This window comes from Micromonospora sp. NBRC 110009 (assembly GCF_030518795.1).
Classification (GTDB): Bacteria; Actinomycetota; Actinomycetes; order Mycobacteriales; family Micromonosporaceae; genus Micromonospora.
Map to the genome: position 1 here is coordinate 3,575,305 of NZ_CP130427.1, position 17,842 is coordinate 3,593,146.

Consider the following 17,842-nt stretch of genomic DNA (forward strand, 5'->3'; position numbering starts at 1 on the left):
TTCTGTCGGCGGGGTCAGCGCACCCGGCCGTAGCCGGCGATGGACATGATGTCCATGTCCCGTTTGCTGACGTTGCGGCCCGCGCTGGGCGCGTCGATGATCTGGCCGCTGCCCACGTAGATCGCCACGTGTCCGAGGCCGGAGTAGAAGACGAGGTCGCCGGGCTTCAGCGAGCCGCGACTGATCCGCGCGGTGGCGTCCCACTGCATCGCCGCGTTGTGCGGCAACGACTTCCCGGCCGCGCGCCAGGCCGCGAGGGTGAGCCCCGAACAGTCGTAGCTGTCCGGGCCGTCGTCCCCGTAGCCGTACGGCTTGCCGACCGCCCCGTACGCGTACCGCACCGCCACCCCGGCGGAGCCGGAGATGGCCGGCGGGTTCCCGGCGGAGCTGGAGCTGCTGGGCGCCTCGGTGGCCCGCCCGTACGCCTGGCGGCGCAGCTCGTAGAGGCGGGAGAGATCCGCCTCGATCTTCTTCTTGCCCGCGGCCAGTTGCTTGGCCTGCGCGGCCTGCCGGGCCAGCGTGGTGTCCAGCCGGGTCTTCTGGTCGATCAGCCTGCGCTGGCTGGCCGTGAAGCCGTCGATGGTCTGCTGGTGCTGCCGGCTCAACTGGTCCAGGGCGCCCAGCCGCTCCGGAAGCGAGGTCGACCCGCCCGGATCCAGCAGGGCCTGGGCGGTCCGCAGCCCACCGGTCTTGTACGCGGTCGTGGCGAGGACCCCGACGTCGGCGCGGCTCTGCTCGGCCTGCGCCTGCAACGGGCCGATCTTGGCCTGCAACGTGGCCGCGGTGGCCTTGTTGGCCTTGATCTCCTCGCTGAGCTTGTTGTAGGACTCGACGATTCGCTCCAGCTCAGTCGAGGACTTGTCGATCTGCTTCGTCAGCTCGGCCGGGGTGGGCTGGGCCCGGGCCACCGACGCCGGGGCGATCAGCACGGCCGAGAGGCCGGCCACCGCCAGGCTGCGCAGCAGGATCCGTAAGGACGACAAGAGCGGAAAGCTCCTCTCCGACGGTCGCCGGGGGCGGCGATGCGCACCCGGCGACACCAGCCCGGGGCCATCCGGCTGGATGGCGGTCGACCGGACCGGCCCGCCCAACCTAACCCGTGACCGAAGACGGCGGGAGTTGAAGCAGGGGCGAATGTTGGCAAAGTGTCAAAAAGTGACACTGGTGAGGGTGACGCTTCGTGTCCGGTGTGCCGGCCCGCCGTCGCGGCCCGCAGGGGGATGGGTGGATAGTGCGGCTGGCCCGATTCGTCGTTCTCGGCTGATGTCGCCAGGCGGCTCGGCGCGATATGCCGACAAAGCCGGAAATGCCTTCTCTTTCCCGGCGGGCAAGGCGCCGGGCCAGCCGGGCTGAGCAGGGAAAACGCCATGCCGGGGGTGGCGCGACCGCAACACAATGAAGCGCGGATCCGGGAATCCCGCCACACCGCATCGGCGCGTCTGGCCTGTGGCGCGGAAGTCCGGCGCGATCCCCGGGAGGACGCCGTGCAGACCGATGGCTCCACCACCCGCCCGCCCCGCTCGGCCCGGGCGGCCGCCCCGACCCTGCTCTACGCCCGGCCGGGCATCGTCGTCACCGCCGAGCGCTTCACCGTCGGCCGCGCCAGCTGGCCGGTCGCCGAGCTCACCCAGGTCTGGACCACCCGCGGCCCCCACGACCGTCTCGTCCTCCGCGCGGTCGGGGTCACCGCCGCCCTGATCGGCGGGGTCGGCGTGCTGCTCGGCTTCACCGGCGGACTGCAACGGCTCACCGCCGCCGCCTATCTGGCGCTCGGCGCGGTCGGCCTGCTGCCGGTGCTGCTGGTGGTGCTCGCCGACCGCTGGCGGCCCCCGGCGTACGAGCTGTGGGGGCGGTACCGGGGCGCCGAGGTGCTGCTCTTCAGCAGCGACAACGAGCGGCAGTTCGGGCAGGTCACCCGGGCCCTCCAACGGGCCCGCGAGGGAGTACGCCTCGGTGGCTGGGCGGAGCCGCTGGCCTCCACGGTGTGGCGGCCGAACCGCTGACTCAGCCGGCGACCGGCTCCGGAGTCCGGGGCCGGTCGGCGTCGGCCAGCCAGTGGCTCACCCGGCGCTCGGCGTAGAACGACACGAACGGCACCGTGCCGGCGAGCATCACCAGCAGCATCCGCTTCAGCGGCCAGTCGACCCGCCGCGACAGGTCGAAGGTGAGCGCCAGGTAGATCATGTACAGCCAGCCGTGCGCGGTACCGACCACGGCCACCACGGTCGGGTAGTCGAAGAAGTACTTCAGCGGCATGCCGATCAGGACCAGCACCACCAGCGCGACGCCCACGATCCAGGCGATCACGCGGTACCGGGTAAGGGCTCCGCCCACCGTCGTCCGTCCTTCCGAAGCCGGCCTCAGCCGGGATAGTCACCGGGCCTCGCGCCCGGGTTGGCGTTCAACCATGACAGGTAGCGGTTGTACTCGGCGAGGTCGCCGTCCTCCGCCCCGACCGGGGTGGCCGGTTGGCGGCTGACCCGCACGGGTCGGCGTACCGCCGGGGTGGCGGCGGCGGGCTCGGGCCCGGCGGCGGCCGGCGGCGCCGGGGCCACCTCCTCCTCGGGCCGCCCCCGCAGCGTGTGCCGCAGCTCACGCCACCAGACGAAGACCACGAAGCCGGCGAAGACCGGCCACTCGATCGCGTAGCCGAAGCTCAGCGTGTTGCCACCGGCGGCCCGGGTGACCTGCCACCAGCCGAGCCCGAGGAAGCCCACGACCAGCACGACCATGGCCACGTGGCGGGCGATCCACGCCGGTGTCCAGAGCCGCTTCATGCCCTCGAGGGTACCGGGGCCGGCGCCCGTCTCCGACGCGGTGTCGTAGGTGGCGGGGTTTGGTGGCATCCCGGGTGGGCATCCGTCTAGACGCCAGCCCGAACGAGACGAGGGGGCGACGATGACCGAATCAGTACGCCGCACCGGCGAGACCAGCCCGGAGCAGCGGATGCCCGAGTGGGACGGCGACCACGCCCGGACCGACACCATGACCGGCGACGTCGACGGCGAGCTGCTCGGGGTGGACCCGGCCGAGCTGGGGGACGAGGACCTGATCCGGGAGATGCAGAGCCTGCACCGGACCCGGCTGGACACGCTGCGGCACGCCACCGACTCGGCACTCGCCAACCACCTGCGCCGGACGGCGGAGCTGGAAACCGAGTACCTCGCCCGCCACCCCGGGCGGGAGGTCGACCCGAGCCGGCTGCGGGAGGGCTGATGGCCAGCCACGCCGAACGCGGCATGTCCGCGCCGCCCGAGGTGGTGTTCAACACCGCCACCGACCCGGACCGGTCGGCCGCCTGGCTGCCGGAGGAGCTGCGGCGCGCCGGGACGCACCGGGTGGAGATCGTCGACAGCGAGGACATGCGGGCGCGCTGGAGATCCGAGGCCGCCGGCTGGTCGGCGGACATCGACGTCGAGCCGGCCGACGCCGGCGGTGCCCGGGTCCGGCTGGACCTGTCCGGCACCGACCACGGCATGGCCGACGAGATCCTGGCCAGTCTCGCCCGTGAGGTGGCCGACAACCTGACCGCCGGCTGAGCCGGCGCCGCCACGAGCACCGAGGAGGCCGGGTGACCGGGAGTGGCCTGAAGCAGAAGGTGGCGCGGCTGCGCCAGGCGTACGCGCCGCACGAGCACCGGCCGCTGGGCGGCTACCTGGTGGCGATGGGCACCTACGCGGGGGTGACCGCGTCCCTGGTGGGCCTGGTGAAGGCGACCGGGCGGCCGGTGCCGGAGCGGCCCAGCCCGGGCGACGTGGTGCTGCTCTCGATCGCCACGCACAAGCTCAGCCGGCTGCTGTCCAAGGACGCCATCACCAGCCCGCTGCGCGCGCCCTTCACCCGCTACGACCACCCGATCGGCAGCGGCGAGGTGATGGAGCAGGTCCGCGACCAGGGCAGTCCCACCCGGCACGCCGTGGGTGAGCTGGTGAGCTGCCCGTTCTGCCTGGCTGTCTGGGTCGCCACCGGGCTCACCGGCGGACTCGTGCTGGCGCCCCGGCTGACCCGGCTGGTCGCCACCGCGCTGACCGCGGTCGCCGCCTCCGACTTCCTCCAGATGGGGTACGCCGTCGCCCAGCAGGCGGCCGAGGGCGGGCACGGGGAGTGACCGGCGGGCTGTCCAGCGACGTCCCGCGCTGGTGTTGTCGAGACGCGAGGGGTCGGCGCGCCGCCGGCCCCTCGGCTCGTAGAAATCAGGTGGCGGAGGTGCCGTGGTTCTCGCCGGCCCAGCCCCGCGCCGACTCCGGCTCCCGCCGGCCCGCGTCCTCGCCGGTGATGACGTCCTCGTCCACCGCGGTCTCCTCGTGTTCCTCCGCGAAGTCCGGGTCGGGGTCGGGGGGCACCGCCGCCGGCGGCTGGCCGAGCGCCTCCGGATGGGGTCGCTGACCCTCGTCCTGGTCGGTCATCCTGCTGTCCTCTCCGTCGTCCGGTCGGCGGTCACACCGTCCCGCCCAACAGCTCGGAGACCTCGTCGATCGCGTACTCGCCCTGGGGGAGCGCGGCGATCCGGGAGAGCAGCTCCGCGGGGAGCTCGGCGGCGACCGCCCGGCGGTAGATGTCCGCCTGGGTGATCCGTTCCTGGCCGTGGTAGATGTCGTCGAGCAGGTCGTCGAGCCGCCGAGTGTCCGGCTGCTCGGTCACGGGCGCGTCGTCGGTCACGCCGGTCAGCTACCCGGGCCCGAATCGGTCAAACGTCGTCGCCCGTGGCGCGGGACCGAGTGACGGCGGACACGGTGCCGGCCGGAACACCCGGCGGTCACCGGTCGTTGTGCAGAACGTCGGTGTGCCCAGTGTCCCCGGGCCTCACCCATTGCCTTCGCGGAATACCGTCCGGCTGGAGCCGCGTCGTGCCACTCGCCGAGAGGCGACCTGCACACCGACACCCAGCGCCGCCCGGTCCCCGGACCGGGCGGCGCTGTCACGTCCACCCCACCCCACCCCGGCCTGGCGGTCAGGCGGGGGTGGGGAGGGTGGCGCGGCGGGCACGGACGGCGGCGGCGAGGTGGTCGAGGACCTCGGCCGTGGTGTCCCAGCCGATGCAGGCGTCGGTGACCGACTTGCCGTACTCCAGCTCGCGGGTCGGGTCGAGGTCCTGCCGGCCCGGCTGGAGGAAGCTCTCCAGCATGACCCCGACGATGCCGCGCTGGCCGGCGGCGAGCTGGGCGGCCACGTCCGCCGCGACCAGCGGCTGGTTGCGGTGGTCCTTGCCGCTGTTGGCGTGGCTGGCGTCGATCACCACCCGCTCGGGCAGGCCGGCCGCCCGGAGCAGGTCGAGCGCGGCGGCCACCGACTCGGCGTCGTAGTTGGGCCGGCCGCCCCCGCCGCGCAGCACCAGGTGCCCGTCGGCGTTGCCCCGGGTGTGCATGATCGCCGGGGTGCCGGAGACGTCGATGCCGGGGAAGACGTGCGGCACGCCGGCCGCCCGGATCGCGTCCACCGCGGTGGAGATGCTGCCGTCGGGGCGGTTCTTCATGCCGATCGGCATGGACAGGCCGGAGGCGAGCTGCCGGTGCACCTGGCTCTCCACCGTCCGCGCGCCGATCGCGCCCCAGGCCACGGTGTCGGCGATGTACTGCGGGGTGATCGGGTCGAGGAACTCGCAGCCCACCGGCAGGCCCAGGCGCAGCACGTCGAGCAGCAGCGCCCGGGCGGTCCGCAGGCCGGTGTTGACGTCGCCGGAGCCGTCCAGCCCCGGGTCGTTGATCAGGCCCTTCCAGCCGACCGTCGAGCGCGGCTTCTCGAAGTAGACCCGCATCACCACGAGCAGGTCGTCGGCGAGCCGGTCGGCGGCCTCGCGCAGCCGGCCCGCGTACTCGAGGGCGGCCGCCGGGTCGTGCACCGAGCAGGGGCCGACCACGACCAGCAGCCGGTCGTCGGCCCGGTCCAGCACCCGGCCGACGGCGCGTCGACCGGCCACCACGGCCTCCGCGAGCGGAGCCTCCAGGGGCAGGTGGTGGTGCAGCAGGGCCGGGGTGGTCAGCGGCACGACACGGTCGATCCGCTGGTCGATGACCCGATGGGCGTCCGGGGTCGTCACGGTGGGGTTCCTTCCGCCGACCGTGCCCCCGGGGCCGGCGCCCGAGGTCGAGCCGGCTGCTCGTACACGAAAGGGCAGGGAGATCCCTGCCCGGCCGGCTCGAAGAGGAGTGACGTCAGATCATGGTCGAGTCACCGGCTCCTCCAGCCGGCTGCCTAAACCATCGATACGACCGCGTCACGCCGGCCAGCTTACCCGACGCAACGGGCGGCTCTCACCCGCTGGCCGCGCGGTACCACCCGCTGGGATCAGCTACGCGGTGCGTGGCCCGTTCCGCTGAGCCCCGGTGGGGGTATGGAGCACGGCATGAGTCACGAGCAGAGCGACCAGGAGCGGATCGAGTCCCGCGCCCATCTGCTGCCCGAGGAGGCCAGGACGGGCAGCGACGACCCGGAGGCCCAGGCCGACGCGATCCTCACCGAATCGGACATCCGGGAGGACCGGAACGTCGCCGAGGACACCACCCTGGAACACCGGACCTCCGATCAGACCGTGACCCCCGTCGAGCCGCCCGACTGAGTCGACGCGCCCCGGACCCGGCGGCGCGTGGCCGATCGGATCGAAGGCCGGCGCGGCATCCTCCCGGGCGCCGCGCCGGCCGTCCAGGCGGACCCGAGGATGCTCCCCGCTCGTCACCTTTCCGCCCGCGAGATCGGATAGCGTCGGGCCATGCCCGACAGCGGTTACCCCTGGCCCATCGAGACCACCCGACTGGACAACGGACTGCGCGTGGTGGTGAGCGAGGACCGCACCGCCCCCGCGGTCGCGGTGAACCTCTGGTACGACGTGGGGTCCCGGCACGAACCGGACGGACAGACCGGCTTCGCCCACCTCTTCGAGCACCTGATGTTCGAGGGCTCGCTGAACGTGGCGAAGACCGAGCACATGAAGCTGATCCAGGGCTCCGGCGGGTCGCTGAACGCGACCACCAACCCGGACCGGACCAACTACTTCGAGACCGTCCCGGCCGAGCACCTGGAGCTGGCGCTCTGGCTGGAGGCCGACCGGATGGGCGGCCTGGTGCCCGCGCTGACCGAGGAGACGCTGGACAACCAGCGGGACGTGGTCAAGAACGAGCGCCGCCAGCGCTACGAGAACGTCCCGTACGGCGACGCCTGGCTGCGGCTGCTGCCGCTGCTCTACCCGCCCGGCCACCCGTACCACCACGCCACGATCGGGTCGATGGCCGACCTGAACGCCGCCGACCTGGCCACCTTCCAGGCGTTCCACACCACCTACTACGCGCCGAACAACGCGGTGCTCACCGTGGTCGGCGACACCACGGCCGCCGAGGTCTTCGCGCTCGCCGACAAGTACTTCGGCGCGATTCCGATGCGCGAGGCCATCCCCGCCGCGCCCGACGGGCGCAGCGTGCCGGTGGCCGGGCGGCCGGCCGGGCAGACCGTGACCGCCGACGTGCCCGCGCCCCGCGTCTACGTCGCGCACCGCACCCATCCGTTCGGCAGCCCCGGGTACGACGTGGCCACGGTGCTCGCCGCCGTGCTCGGCAGCGGCCGGGGCAGCCGCCTCTACCAGCGCCTGGCCGACGGCGAGCGGATCGCCCAGCCGGACCTGGTCGGGGCGTACGGGGTGGACCTGGCGCACGCGCCGGCCCCGCTGATCGCCACCGCCACCGCCCGCCCCGGCGTCGACGCCGAGCGGCTGCGGGCCGGGCTGGCCGAGGTGATCGACGAGCTGGCCACCGTGCCGGTGACCGCCGCCGAACTGGACCGGGCCAAGGCGCTGCTGAGCACCCTGTGGTGGCGGCAGATGTCCACCGTGGACGGGCGGGCCGACACCCTGGGCCGGTACGCCACCCAGTTCGCCGACCCGGCGAAGGCCGGCGAGCGGCTGCCCGCCTGGCTCGCCGTCACCGCCGAGCAGATCGCCGAGCTGGCCGCCGAGCTGCTCCGGAACGAACACGACCGGGTGACCCTGATCTACGTGCCGGAGGAGAAGACCGCATGACGCTGATCACCGAACGCCCCGGCCCGGGTGCCGCCCGCCCGTACCGGTTCCCGCAGGTGGTCCGGCGGGCCGTCGCCGGCGGGCAGGTCGTCGCCGCGCACCTGCCCGGGCAGAACCTGGCCGTCGCGCTGCTGCTCCTCGACGCCGGGGCCGGCCGGGAGCCCGTCGGCAAGGAGGGGCTGGGCGGGGTCCTCGCCAAGGCCCTGGAGGAGGGCACCGCGCAGCGGGACGGCACCGCGTACGCGCTGGCCATCGAGGCGCTCGGCACCGAGCTGGTGACCGGGCTGGACTGGGACTCGTTCCAGGTCAGCGTGCAGGTTCCGGTCGACCGGCTGGGCGCCGCCGTCGAGCTGCTCGCCGAGGCCGTCCGGACGCCCCGGCTCGACCCGGCCGACGTGCTGCGGGTCCGCGACGACGAGGCGACCGCGCTGCGGATGGACTGGGCCAACCCCGGCCCCCGGGCCGACGCCGTGCTCCGCGCCGACATCTTCGGCGGCGAGAACCGCTGGGGCCGGCCGATGTACGGCGACCCGGAGAGCGTGGCCGGCCTGGACGTCGACGACGTGACCGTCTTCCACTCCGAGTGGTTCATCCGCCCGGGCACGCTGATCGTCGCCGGCGACCTGGACCGGCTCGACCTGGACGCGCTCGCCGCCGCCGCGTTCGCCGGCACCGGGGGTGGGCCGGTGGAGAAAAGCGGCCCGATCGAGCTGTCGCTGCCCGGCCAGCGGAAGGTCATCCTGGTCGACCGGCCCGGCTCGGTGCAGTCCACGCTCCGCCTCGGGCACCCCTCCCCGCATCGCGCCCACCCGGACCACGTGCCGACGACGCTCGCCGGCACGGTGCTCGGCGGGGCGTTCACCTCCCGGCTCAATCACCTGCTCCGCGAGGTGCACGGCTACACGTACGGCATCCGTGGCGACTTCGCCTCGTCGCGGCGGTTCGGCCGGTTCGCGATCAGCTCCGGGGTGCAGACCGCGGTGACCGCGCCGGCCCTGGTGGAGGCGGTCGGCGAGGTCTCGCGTACCCAGCTCACCGGGGTGACCGAGGACGAGCTGGCGGTGGCCCGCTCCTGGCGGGCCGGCCAGCTCTCGGTCGAGCTGCAGAGCCCGCGGGCGATCGCCTCGGCGCTGACCACGCTGGTGGTGCACGACCTGCCGGACGACTACCACGCCCGGCTGCGGGAGGCGCTGCTCGCCGCCGACGTGGACCAGGTCTCCGCGGCGGCCGCGACGCACCTGCACCCGGATTCGCTCACCCTGGTCGTCGAGGGCGACTCGGCGCTGATCCGGGACGAGCTGGTCGCCGCCGGGCTGGGCGAGGTCGTCGACCACCTCCCCTGACCGCCGGCACCCGGCGAGGTGTGATTCCGGTCGCGTCCGGGCGGCGCCGGGCCGCAGGGGGCGGGTGCGTGGATGCTCCGGCCCGGCGCGGCGCCGGCGGGCGATCTTCCGGGGCGGAGCGTCCCGGAGCGCTGTCGTTGCAGGTGGCGCGCCCGCCCGGCGGCCGGCGCGGGGCCGGGCGCCGGCCCGCGCGGTGGGAAAGGCTTCCCGGTCGGGCCACCGGGCTGGGTAGCCTCGCGGGCATGAGGATCGGCATTGTGGGGGCCACCGGCCAGGTCGGTGGCGTGATGCGGCGGGTGCTGGCGGAGCGCGACTTCCCGGCGGAGCAGGTGCGGTTGTTCGCCTCGGCCCGGTCGGCGGGGCGCACGCTGCCCTGGCGCGACGGCGAGGTCACCGTCGAGGACGCGGCCACCGCGGACTACCGCGGGCTGGACATCGTGCTCTTCTCGGCCGGCAAGGGCACCGCCCGGGAGCTGGCCCCCCGGGTCGCCGAGGCCGGCGCGGTCGTCATCGACAACTCGTCGGCGTTCCGGATGGACCCGGCGGTGCCGCTGGTGGTCGCCGAGGTCAACCCGCACGCCATCGCCGACCGGCCGAAGGGCATCGTGGCCAACCCGAACTGCACCACCATGGCCGCCATGCCGGTGCTGCGCCCGCTGCACCAGGAGGCCGAGCTGGTCAGCCTGGTGGTCTCGACGTACCAGGCGGTCTCCGGCGCCGGCCTGGCCGGCGTGGCGGAGCTGGACGAGCAGGTGCGCAAGGTCGCCGAGCACGCCAGCGGGCTCACCTTCGACGGCGGGGCGGTGGAGTTTCCCGCACCCCGCTCCTTCGCCCGCCCGATCGCCTTCAACGTGCTCCCGCTGGCCGGCTCGATCGTGGACGACGGCTCCTTCGAGACCGACGAGGAGCAGAAGCTGCGCAACGAGAGCCGCAAGATCCTGGAGATCCCCGAGCTGAAGGTCTCCGGCACCTGCGTCCGGGTGCCGGTGTTCACCGGCCACTCGCTCCAGATCAACGCGCGCTTCGCCCGGCCGATCAGCCCGGCGCGGGCCCGCGAGCTGCTGGACGGCGCGCCGGGGGTGGCCCTCTCCGACGTGCCGACGCCGTTGCAGGCGGCCGGCCAGGACCCGACCTACGTCGGGCGGATCCGGGCCGACGAGACGGTGGCGCACGGGCTGGCCCTGTTCTGCGCCAACGACAACCTGCGCAAGGGCGCGGCCCTCAACGCCGTGCAGCTCGCCGAGCTGGTCGCCGCCGAGCGCGGCTGAGTCTCCCGACGAGCGGCATGCCGGTCGCGGCATACCGCTCGTCGCCGCAGTGCCGCTGCGCGCTCTGCTGCCGTCCCCGGCGGCACGCCGGGGCGGCGCAGCTCGCGGCACGCGCGCCGATGCGGTGGGATGGTACCGACACGACGCGTCGACGCGGGAGCGCAGCATGGCGGACGAGCAGACCCGGCAGGCCCTGACCGACCTCATCGCGAGCCGGTGGCTCGGGATCCTCGCCACCGTCAAACGGGACGGGCGGCCGCAGTTGTCCAACGTGGTCTACTCCTTCGACCGGGAGCGGGGGCTGATCCGGGTCTCCGTCACCGACGGCCGGGCCAAGACGGCCAACCTGCGGCGCGACCCCCGGGCCAGCTTCCACGTCAGCAGCGAGGACGGCTGGGCGTACGCGGTGGCGGAGGCCCGGGCCGAGCTGACCCCGGTGGCGGAGCACCCGGACGACCCGACCGTCGAGGAACTGGTCGGGCTCTACCGCGCGGTGCAGGGCGAACACCCGGACTGGGCCGACTTCCGGCGGGCCATGGTGGCCGAACGCCGCCTCGTGCTGCGGCTGCACGTCGAGCGGGTCTACGGGATGCCGGCGCGCGGCTGATTGACTGCGGGTTACCCCGTCGGCGGGGCGGGTAGACCGCGGTGCCGACACCGAGAGGGGAGCCCCATGACAACGGTCGGAGAGTTCATGACGACCCGGTTGGTGACGATGGACGGCAACGACACCCTCACCGCCGCAGCCCAGGAGATGCGGGACAGCGCCATCGGCGACGTGGTGGTGACCGACGGCGACCACGTGGTCGGCATCATCACGGACCGGGACATCACGGTTCGGGGCGTCGCCGAGAACATGGACCCGAGCACCACCCGGCTCAACCAGATCACCACCAAGGACGTCGTGACGGTGAGCCAGTACGACGACGCGGTGTCCGCCGCCGACCTGATGCGGACGTACGCCGTCCGCCGGCTGCCCGTGGTGGACGACGGCCGGCTGGTCGGGCTGGTCTCCATGGGCGACCTGGCCGTGGAGCGGGAGCCGCAGTCGGTGCTCGCCGACATCAGCGCCGACGAACCCAACAACTGAGCTGTCCGCCGCGGTGACGCCGGCCTCCGGTACCGGAGGCCGGCGTTCGGGCTGTCCGGACCGGCCTCGGCTCAGCCCGCCTCGACGGCCAGCCGCACGTCGGCGGCGCCCCGGGCGGCACCGACGGTTTCCGCCTCGGCGGCCAGGGCCCGGGTCACCGCCGCCGGGAGCCGGTGGAACGGCGTCACGGTCAGCTCCAGCCGGCCCCGCCCGGCCTGCTTCGCGCGCCAGGAGCCGGCCACCTCGCCGTCCACCAGCAGCGCACCGGGGTTGCCCAGCATTCGCCAGACCTGCCGCTGGTGGGCCTTCTCCGGGACCAGCAGCGCCCGGTCGCGGGCCTGGAGCCACGGGTCGCCGGGCGGCAGCAGCCGGACCAGCCGGGCCGGCGCGGCGCCACGCAACGCGTCGAGCCGGTCCGCGGGCAGCCAGGCCCGCCGGCCGTCGACCTGGACCTCGGCCAGCGCGTCCGCCGGCCACACCCGGCGCAGCTCGGTGGCCGAGGCGCCCAGGAACCCCGCCGCGTCGCCCGGCGTCGCCGGACCGGACAGCCGCAGGTACGCCAGGACCAGCGCGTCCGTGCCGGCGGCCGCGGCGGGCACCGGTGCCGGGGTCGGCCAGCGGCGCCAGCCGGGCCGCCCGGCCGGCGACCACCAGGCGTACGCCGCCGGCCAGGCCGGCCTGCTGGAAGAGCGCGCCGGAGACGTGGCGGGCCTGGCAGGCCCGGCATTCGTAGGTCAACTCGGCCGGGATCCGGGCGCTGACCGCCCGGCTCACCTCGCCCTTCTCCAACGGGCCGGTCACCACCGCGCGGAACGCCGCCATGGTCCCTCCTCGTCGCCGACTGAGCACGTTACGGCCCAGGTCCGACCGGACGGGTGGGACGACTCACCCGAACCGGGCGAGGTTGACGTCGTACCCGGCGGGGACCCCTCCTCGGACGTCGAACGCCGCGGCTCGCGGGAGGAGTGGACCCGATGGTGGACGCGACCACGAGGTTCTTCGAGGACCTGGACCGGCGGGGGTACGAACCCCTGCTGGCGAAGACCGCCGGAACCCTTCGGTTCGACCTGCACGAAGGGGCGCACACCACGCACTGGCTGCTGAAGATAGACCGGGGCAACCTGCAGGTCCGTCAGCAGGATCAGGAGGCGGACACGGTCGTCGGGACCGAACCCCGACTCTTCGGCGAACTCGCCAGGGGTGAGGAGAACGCCATCGCCGCCCTGCTGCGCGGGGACATGACCGTCTCGGGCGACCTGCGGTTGGTGCTCCAGGTCGAACGGCTCTTTCCCAGCCCGCCGGACTCCCGTGGGCCGCGCCATTCGTTCCGAAGGGAGGGGTTCTGATGGCGGACACGAACACCGTTCGAATCCTCGACGGCAACACCTTCGTGGTCTCCGAGGACACCGGCGACATCGAAGCCACTCCGAGTGAGCCGACCGGTCTCTTCTCCATCGACACCCGCTTCCTGTCCCGCTGGGTGCTGACCGTCAACGGTGAGCGGCTCAACGCGCTCTCCTACGACGACCTCCAGTACTACGAGGCGCGCTTCTTCCTGGTGCCCGGCCTGGCCACCCACTACGTCGACGCCAAGCTGTCGATCATCCGGGAGCGGGCGGTGGGCGGCAGCTTCCGGGAGACGCTGACCATCCTCAACCACGACGAGAAGGCGGTCGATCTGGAGGTGCGGATGGCGGCCGCCTCGGACTTCGCCGACCTCTTCCAGGTCAAGGACGAGATCCTGAACAAGAAGGGGGAGATCTACAGCGAGGCCGAGCCGGACAAGTTGCGGTTGGGCTACCGGCGCGGGAACTTCAAGCGGGAGACGCTCATCTCCTCGTCGCAGCCGGCCCGCTACGACCGCGACGGCTTCGCCTTCACCATCCACCTGGAGCCCAACGAGCAATGGGACACCGCCATCGACGTGCAGACCTTCGCGGTCGGCCCGGGCGGACGGGACCTGCGGATGGGACTGCGGGTGCACGGCACCGAGCGGCTGGCCCTCCAGCGCGACCTGGAGGAGTGGATCGCGAGGGCGCCGAAGGTGAACAGCGAGCACGGCCGGGTCTCCTCGACGTACCGGCGCAGTCTGGTCGACCTGGCCGCGCTGCGGTTCTCGCCGCTCTCCCTCGGCGGGCAGACGCTTCCGGCCGCCGGCCTGCCCTGGTTCATGACCATGTTCGGCCGGGACAGCATCTTCACCTGCCTCCAGGTGCTGCCGTTCGCACCGGAGATGTCCAAGACCACGCTGCGGATCCTCGGCGCGTTGCAGGGCACCCGGTTCGACGACTTCCGGGACGAGGACCCGGGCCGGATCCTGCACGAGATGCGGTACGGCGAGACGGCCGCCTTCGAGGAGCAGCCGCACTCGCCGTACTACGGCTCGGTGGACGCGACGCCGCTGTTCGTGGTGCTGCTCGACGAGTACGAGAAGTGGACCGGTGACGTCGCGCTGGTCAAGGAGTTGGAACGGGAGTGCCGCGCCGCGCTGAAGTGGGTCGACGACTACGCCGACCTGGCCGGCAACGGCTACGTCTGGTACGAGCGACGCAACACCGACACCGGCCTGGAGAACCAGTGCTGGAAGGACTCCTGGGACTCCATCTCGTACTCCGACGGCACGCTGCCCCCGTTCCCGCGCGCCACGTGCGAGGTGCAGGGGTACGCGTACGACGCGAAGATGCGGGCCGCCCGGCTGGCCCGGGAGTTCTGGGACGACCCGGCGTACGCCGAGCAGTTGGAACGGGAGGCGGCGGCGCTGAAGGAGCGGTTCAACCGCGACTGGTGGGTGCCGGACGGCGGGTTCTACGCCCTCGCGCTGGACCCGGACGGCCGGCAGTGCGACGTGCTCAGCTCCAACGTGGGGCACCTGCTGTGGAGCGGCATCGTCGACGAGGACCGGGCGCCGCAGATCGCGCAGCACCTGGTCGGGCCGCGCCTCTGGTCGGGTTGGGGAGTGCGCACGCTGGCCGAGGGCGAGGTCCGCTACAACCCGATCGGCTACCACAACGGCACGATCTGGCCGTTCGACAACTCGTTCATCGCCTGGGGCCTGCGCCGGTACGGGTTCGCCGAGGAGGCGGCCACCATCGCCAACGGCATCCTCGACGCGGCGACCTACTTCGACGGCCGGCTGCCGGAGGCGTTCGGCGGCTACCGGCGGGAGCTGACCAAGTTCCCGGTGGAGTACCCGACGGCGTGCAGCCCGCAGGCCTGGTCGACGGGCACCCCGCTGCTGCTGATCCGCACCATGCTGGGGCTGGAGCCGCACGAGGGGCACCTGGCGGTCGACCCGCGGCTGCCGGTGGGCATGGGCCGGATCGAGGTGCTGGACATCCCGGGCCGGTGGGGTCGGGTGGACGCCTTCGCCCGGGGCCGGCTCGACCTGCAGAACCTGGCCTCCGGCTGAGGCGACCGTCGTCGGGGCGCCGCCGGCCCGGCGGCGCCTCGACCCCGCGTTCAGGTCCCGGCCGCCAGCGGGTCGGTGTGCGCCTCGTTGCGGGGGATCAGGCAGAACTCGTTGCCCTCCGGGTCGGCCAGCACCGTCCACCGGGGCAGCTCGCGGACCACGGTCGCGCCCGCCTCCAACACCGCGGCCCGCTCCTCGGCGTCCCCGACCAGGTCGAGGTGGATCCGGCCGGGGCCGGGCAGCTCCCCTGCAGGCGTGATCCAGACGTCCGGATGGCGGCCGGCGGGGTCGCGGAGCAGCACCGACTCGTCCGCCTCCAGCGACCGCTCGGCGAGCTTGACCCGGTCCTCCTCCACCACGGGCAGCCCGGTCACGATGCTCCAGAACGGGGCGAGCAGGTAGGGGTCGCGGCAGTGGATGACGATCGAGGCGAGGTCGGGCATGCCCTGACCGTAGTCGGCTCAGCCGGGCGTCAGGACGGTGTCCAGGAACGCGGCGGTGACCGCCCGGATGTCCGGGCGGGCCAGGTCGAGGGCGTGCCCGCCGTGGGTGAGCCAGGCGTGCACCGGGTGCCCGGCGACGAGCAGCCGGCGCGCGAGGTCGACTGACTGGCCGGCCGGCACCGACCTGTCCTCCCGGCCGTGCACCAGCAGCACCGGAACGCCGGAACCGAGGTGGGTGGCGACCGTCGCGTCGACGGTGGCGGGATCGCCCGCGGCGGGCGGACGGCCGAGCAGGCCGGCCCACGGGTCGTCGTCGGCGCGCAGCCGCCGGTACTCCGGATCGAGCGGGTCGAGCGGCGCCCAGTACGCCAGCGCCGCCGCCACGTCGCCGGGGCGGTCCACCCCGCGCAGGGCGAGGTGCAGGGCGAGCATCCCACCGGCCGAGTCGCCCCCGACCAGCAGCGGCAGCCCGTCCGCCGCCATCCGGGCCGCGCGGGCCGCGGCGCGCACGTCGTCGAGCTGGGCCGGCCAGCGGGCCTCGTCCACGAACCGGTAGGTCGCGGCGACCACCCGTAGCCCGAGCGGGGCCAGCGCGGCACCGTCCTCGTGGTACCGGCCCCGCCAGCCGCCGCCGTGGATCCAGAGCAGCACCGCGCGTTCCGTCATCCCGCCATCGTGCCCGCCGACGCGACGTCCCGGCGAGGCGGCTCTGCCGCGGGCAGAAGAAGGTGCCCGAGGACGGACTCCGCCCCTACGGTCGCGTAACCTACTCGGGGTAAAGTTGGCGGATGTCGGAACTCGTGTATCCGCCCGTGATCGCCGCCGCCAAGACGATGTTCCGGGTCCTCGACCTGCGGCTCACCGTCGAGGGCAGCCACCACGTGCCGCGTACCGGCGGCGCCGTGCTGGCCAGCAACCACGTCAGCTACCTGGACTTCATCTTCTGCGGCTACGGCGCACTCGAGTCCCGTCGCCTGGTCCGGTTCATGGCCAAGGACTCCGTCTTCCGGCACAAGGTCTCCGGCCCGCTGATGCGGGGCATGAAGCACATCCCGGTGAACCGGGCGGCCGGCGCCGGGTCGTACGCCGCGGCGGTCGGCGCGCTGCGTCGCGGCGAGGTGGTCGGGGTCTTCCCGGAGGCGACCATCAGCCGCTCCTTCACCGTCAAGGACCTGAAGAACGGCGCCGCCCGGATGGCGCAGGAGGCCGGGGTGCCACTGCTGCCGGTCGCCCTCTGGGGCACCCAGCGGCTCTGGACCAAGGGCCGGCCGCGCACCCTGACCCGTCGGCACACCCCGATCACCATCCTGGTCGGCGAGCCGATGGACCCGGCCGCCCATCCGGACGCCACCACGCTGACCGCCGAGCTGCGCACCCGGCTCGCCGGACTGGTCGACCGGGCCCAGCGGAACTACCCGGAGCAGCCGGCCGGCCCGGACGACGCCTGGTGGCAGCCGGCCCACCTGGGGGGCGGCGCGCCCACCCCGGAGGAGGCCGCCGCGCTGGACCGCCCGGGCCGCGGCGCCCGCAGCGCCTCCTGACGCGCCGCCAGGCGGCTGACCGGATCGTTCCGCATCCAGGCATGATGGTGCCTGCCGCCGCGGCGTCCGCCCGGCCAGGATCGAAGTCATGAGCAGAGCAGCACTCGTCGTCATCGACGTCCAGGAGTCCTTCCGGCAGCGCCCCAACTGGGCGTACGCCTCCCAGCCCGCCATCGTCGACCAGGTCAACAAGCTGGTCGACGCGGCCCGCCACCGCGGCGACCTGGTGGTATGGGTCCTGCACGCCGAGCCGGGCACCGGTGGCGTGTTCGACCCGGCCAACGGGCACGTCCGGCTGATCAACGGCCTCGCCCCGGCCGCCGGGGAGCCGACGCTGGTGAAGACGTCGCACAACGCCTTCACCACGACCAACCTCCAGCAGCTCCTCACCCTCGCCGGGATCCGGGACCTCACGGTCTGCGGCATCCGGACCGAGCAGTGCGTCGAGACCACCACCCGGGTCGGCGCCGACCTGGGCTACGAGATGACCTTCGTGACCGACGCGACGGTCACCTTCCCCACGCCGCACCGCGACCTGCCGGCGGACGCCTCGCTGGAGGAGATCCTCGCCGACCCGCGCACCCTCTCCACCGCCGACATGATCGCCCGCACCGAGTACGCCCTCGCCGGCCGGTTCGCCACCGTGCGGACGGTCGCCGAGGTCGTGCGACAACTCCCGCTCGGCGCGTCCGGCGGCGCGCCGCGACCCGGAGCCGTCGACGCGATCCCGGTCGGAGCCTGAC

At 73.6% G+C, this 17,842-nt stretch carries 23 protein-coding genes; 14 read left to right on the forward strand and 9 right to left on the reverse strand.

The features are described 5' to 3' along the window. Nucleotides 1-14 precede the first annotated feature (14 nt). Nucleotides 15-983 carry a C40 family peptidase gene (locus Q2K19_RS17105; RefSeq protein WP_302762260.1) on the reverse strand — a complete coding sequence of 323 codons (969 nt, stop codon included), beginning with the start codon at nt 981-983 and terminating at the stop codon, nt 15-17. A gap of 501 nt (nt 984-1,484) precedes the next feature. Between Q2K19_RS17105 and Q2K19_RS17110 the strand changes: the two genes are divergently transcribed. Further along, nucleotides 1,485-2,003: a DUF6232 family protein gene (locus Q2K19_RS17110; protein ID WP_302762262.1), complete on the forward strand. Its 519-nt coding sequence runs from the start codon at nt 1,485-1,487 to the stop codon at nt 2,001-2,003. Between the two features lies 1 nt (nt 2,004). On the opposite strand, the gene Q2K19_RS17115 is transcribed toward Q2K19_RS17110, so the two are convergent. Continuing rightward, nucleotides 2,005-2,334 (reverse strand): DUF3817 domain-containing protein, encoded by a 330-nt coding sequence (locus tag Q2K19_RS17115; RefSeq protein WP_302762264.1) that lies wholly within the window; start codon nt 2,332-2,334, stop codon nt 2,005-2,007. Nucleotides 2,335-2,360: 26 nt separating this feature from the next. Then, nucleotides 2,361-2,777, reverse strand: coding sequence for a hypothetical protein (locus Q2K19_RS17120; protein WP_302762265.1), 417 nt, complete (start codon nt 2,775-2,777; stop codon nt 2,361-2,363). Nucleotides 2,778-2,898: 121 nt separating this feature from the next. Between Q2K19_RS17120 and Q2K19_RS17125 the strand changes: the two genes are divergently transcribed. Genes Q2K19_RS17125 through Q2K19_RS17135 form a run of 3 tightly spaced genes read left to right on the forward strand, consistent with a single transcriptional unit; the run spans nt 2,899 to nt 4,108 of the window. Next, nucleotides 2,899-3,216, forward strand: a complete 318-nt coding sequence (locus Q2K19_RS17125; protein WP_302762266.1) for a DUF6158 family protein — start codon at nt 2,899-2,901, stop codon at nt 3,214-3,216. After that, complete coding sequence (locus tag Q2K19_RS17130; protein ID WP_302762267.1) at nt 3,216-3,539, forward strand: hypothetical protein; 324 nt, start codon at nt 3,216-3,218, stop codon at nt 3,537-3,539. The genes Q2K19_RS17125 and Q2K19_RS17130 overlap by 1 nt, the downstream gene beginning before the upstream one ends. Before the next feature lie 32 nt (nt 3,540-3,571). Further along, complete coding sequence (locus tag Q2K19_RS17135; protein ID WP_302762268.1) at nt 3,572-4,108, forward strand: DUF1360 domain-containing protein; 537 nt, start codon at nt 3,572-3,574, stop codon at nt 4,106-4,108. Nucleotides 4,109-4,193: 85 nt separating this feature from the next. Here the strand turns inward: Q2K19_RS17135 and Q2K19_RS17140 are convergent, their stop codons facing one another. The 3 genes from Q2K19_RS17140 to Q2K19_RS17150 all read right to left on the reverse strand — a co-directional run bounded on the left by Q2K19_RS17140 (nt 4,194) and on the right by Q2K19_RS17150 (nt 6,037). After that, nucleotides 4,194-4,406 carry a hypothetical protein gene (locus Q2K19_RS17140; RefSeq protein WP_302762269.1) on the reverse strand — a complete coding sequence of 71 codons (213 nt, stop codon included), beginning with the start codon at nt 4,404-4,406 and terminating at the stop codon, nt 4,194-4,196. 31 nt (nt 4,407-4,437) lie between these two features. Continuing rightward, complete coding sequence (locus tag Q2K19_RS17145; RefSeq protein ID WP_446839807.1) at nt 4,438-4,668, reverse strand: hypothetical protein; 231 nt, start codon at nt 4,666-4,668, stop codon at nt 4,438-4,440. A gap of 283 nt (nt 4,669-4,951) precedes the next feature. Beyond that, nucleotides 4,952-6,037 (reverse strand): 3-deoxy-7-phosphoheptulonate synthase, encoded by a 1,086-nt coding sequence (locus tag Q2K19_RS17150; protein ID WP_302762271.1) that lies wholly within the window; start codon nt 6,035-6,037, stop codon nt 4,952-4,954. A gap of 306 nt (nt 6,038-6,343) precedes the next feature. On the opposite strand from Q2K19_RS17150, the gene Q2K19_RS17155 reads away from it, so the two are divergent. The 6 genes from Q2K19_RS17155 to Q2K19_RS17180 all read left to right on the forward strand — a co-directional run bounded on the left by Q2K19_RS17155 (nt 6,344) and on the right by Q2K19_RS17180 (nt 11,706). Continuing rightward, nucleotides 6,344-6,556 (forward strand): hypothetical protein, encoded by a 213-nt coding sequence (locus Q2K19_RS17155; protein WP_302762272.1) that lies wholly within the window; start codon nt 6,344-6,346, stop codon nt 6,554-6,556. A 150-nt stretch (nt 6,557-6,706) separates the two neighbouring features. After that, nucleotides 6,707-8,005 (forward strand): M16 family metallopeptidase, encoded by a 1,299-nt coding sequence (locus tag Q2K19_RS17160; RefSeq protein ID WP_302762273.1) that lies wholly within the window; start codon nt 6,707-6,709, stop codon nt 8,003-8,005. Then, on the forward strand, nt 8,002-9,348 hold the full coding sequence (locus Q2K19_RS17165) for a M16 family metallopeptidase (RefSeq protein ID WP_302762274.1): 1,347 nt from the start codon (nt 8,002-8,004) through the stop codon (nt 9,346-9,348). The genes Q2K19_RS17160 and Q2K19_RS17165 overlap by 4 nt, the downstream gene beginning before the upstream one ends. A 242-nt stretch (nt 9,349-9,590) precedes the next feature. After that, a complete protein-coding gene (locus tag Q2K19_RS17170; RefSeq protein WP_302762275.1) occupies nt 9,591-10,616 on the forward strand; it encodes an aspartate-semialdehyde dehydrogenase in 1,026 nt (341 codons plus the stop codon). A gap of 166 nt (nt 10,617-10,782) precedes the next feature. After that, the gene (locus Q2K19_RS17175; protein ID WP_302762277.1) at nt 10,783-11,223 is read left to right on the forward strand and encodes a PPOX class F420-dependent oxidoreductase; all 441 of its coding nucleotides are present in this window, start codon (nt 10,783-10,785) and stop codon (nt 11,221-11,223) included. 66 nt (nt 11,224-11,289) lie between these two features. Beyond that, complete coding sequence (locus tag Q2K19_RS17180) at nt 11,290-11,706, forward strand: CBS domain-containing protein (RefSeq protein WP_302762279.1); 417 nt, start codon at nt 11,290-11,292, stop codon at nt 11,704-11,706. Nucleotides 11,707-11,777: 71 nt separating this feature from the next. Here the strand turns inward: Q2K19_RS17180 and Q2K19_RS17185 are convergent, their stop codons facing one another. Further along, nucleotides 11,778-12,305 (reverse strand): DNA glycosylase AlkZ-like family protein, encoded by a 528-nt coding sequence (locus tag Q2K19_RS17185; protein ID WP_302762281.1) that lies wholly within the window; start codon nt 12,303-12,305, stop codon nt 11,778-11,780. A 375-nt stretch (nt 12,306-12,680) separates the two neighbouring features. Here Q2K19_RS17185 and Q2K19_RS17190 point away from each other — a divergent pair, with 375 nt between their 5' ends. Together Q2K19_RS17190 and Q2K19_RS17195 are read left to right on the forward strand one after the other, a co-directional pair. After that, nucleotides 12,681-13,052, forward strand: a complete 372-nt coding sequence (locus tag Q2K19_RS17190; RefSeq protein WP_302762283.1) for an SCP2 sterol-binding domain-containing protein — start codon at nt 12,681-12,683, stop codon at nt 13,050-13,052. Next, nucleotides 13,052-15,115, forward strand: a complete 2,064-nt coding sequence (locus Q2K19_RS17195; protein WP_302762285.1) for an amylo-alpha-1,6-glucosidase — start codon at nt 13,052-13,054, stop codon at nt 15,113-15,115. The genes Q2K19_RS17190 and Q2K19_RS17195 overlap by 1 nt, the downstream gene beginning before the upstream one ends. 50 nt (nt 15,116-15,165) lie before the next feature. On the opposite strand, the gene Q2K19_RS17200 is transcribed toward Q2K19_RS17195, so the two are convergent. Then, nucleotides 15,166-15,558, reverse strand: a complete 393-nt coding sequence (locus Q2K19_RS17200) for a VOC family protein (protein WP_302762287.1) — start codon at nt 15,556-15,558, stop codon at nt 15,166-15,168. Nucleotides 15,559-15,576: 18 nt separating this feature from the next. Then, nucleotides 15,577-16,224 (reverse strand): alpha/beta hydrolase, encoded by a 648-nt coding sequence (locus tag Q2K19_RS17205; protein WP_302762289.1) that lies wholly within the window; start codon nt 16,222-16,224, stop codon nt 15,577-15,579. Between the two features lie 122 nt (nt 16,225-16,346). Here Q2K19_RS17205 and Q2K19_RS17210 point away from each other — a divergent pair, with 122 nt between their 5' ends. Further along, nucleotides 16,347-17,099, forward strand: coding sequence for a lysophospholipid acyltransferase family protein (locus Q2K19_RS17210; RefSeq protein WP_302762291.1), 753 nt, complete (start codon nt 16,347-16,349; stop codon nt 17,097-17,099). Between the two features lie 88 nt (nt 17,100-17,187). Continuing rightward, nucleotides 17,188-17,841 (forward strand): isochorismatase family protein, encoded by a 654-nt coding sequence (locus Q2K19_RS17215; RefSeq protein ID WP_302762293.1) that lies wholly within the window; start codon nt 17,188-17,190, stop codon nt 17,839-17,841. The last annotated feature ends 1 nt before the right edge of the window (nt 17,842 follow it).

Excerpts from the sequence above, each read along its gene's own strand:
- Q2K19_RS17130 (WP_302762267.1), top strand. The coding sequence starts at position 3,216 with ATGGCCAGCCACGCCGAACGCGGCATGTCCGCGCCGCCCGAGGTGGTG.
- Q2K19_RS17160 (WP_302762273.1), top strand. The coding sequence starts at position 6,707 with ATGCCCGACAGCGGTTACCCCTGGCCCATCGAGACCACCCGACTGGAC.
- Q2K19_RS17215 (WP_302762293.1), top strand. The coding sequence starts at position 17,188 with ATGAGCAGAGCAGCACTCGTCGTCATCGACGTCCAGGAGTCCTTCCGG.
- Q2K19_RS17140 (WP_302762269.1), bottom strand. The coding sequence starts at position 4,406 with ATGACCGACCAGGACGAGGGTCAGCGACCCCATCCGGAGGCGCTCGGC.
- Q2K19_RS17175 (WP_302762277.1), top strand. The coding sequence starts at position 10,783 with ATGGCGGACGAGCAGACCCGGCAGGCCCTGACCGACCTCATCGCGAGC.
- Q2K19_RS17165 (WP_302762274.1), top strand. The coding sequence starts at position 8,002 with ATGACGCTGATCACCGAACGCCCCGGCCCGGGTGCCGCCCGCCCGTAC.
- Q2K19_RS17125 (WP_302762266.1), top strand. The coding sequence starts at position 2,899 with ATGACCGAATCAGTACGCCGCACCGGCGAGACCAGCCCGGAGCAGCGG.
- Q2K19_RS17180 (WP_302762279.1), top strand. The coding sequence starts at position 11,290 with ATGACAACGGTCGGAGAGTTCATGACGACCCGGTTGGTGACGATGGAC.
- Q2K19_RS17190 (WP_302762283.1), top strand. The coding sequence starts at position 12,681 with ATGGTGGACGCGACCACGAGGTTCTTCGAGGACCTGGACCGGCGGGGG.
- Q2K19_RS17195 (WP_302762285.1), top strand. The coding sequence starts at position 13,052 with ATGGCGGACACGAACACCGTTCGAATCCTCGACGGCAACACCTTCGTG.
- Q2K19_RS17155 (WP_302762272.1), top strand. The coding sequence starts at position 6,344 with ATGAGTCACGAGCAGAGCGACCAGGAGCGGATCGAGTCCCGCGCCCAT.
- Q2K19_RS17120 (WP_302762265.1), bottom strand. The coding sequence starts at position 2,777 with ATGAAGCGGCTCTGGACACCGGCGTGGATCGCCCGCCACGTGGCCATG.
- Q2K19_RS17210 (WP_302762291.1), top strand. The coding sequence starts at position 16,347 with ATGTCGGAACTCGTGTATCCGCCCGTGATCGCCGCCGCCAAGACGATG.
- Q2K19_RS17170 (WP_302762275.1), top strand. The coding sequence starts at position 9,591 with ATGAGGATCGGCATTGTGGGGGCCACCGGCCAGGTCGGTGGCGTGATG.
- Q2K19_RS17200 (WP_302762287.1), bottom strand. The coding sequence starts at position 15,558 with ATGCCCGACCTCGCCTCGATCGTCATCCACTGCCGCGACCCCTACCTG.
- Q2K19_RS17205 (WP_302762289.1), bottom strand. The coding sequence starts at position 16,224 with ATGACGGAACGCGCGGTGCTGCTCTGGATCCACGGCGGCGGCTGGCGG.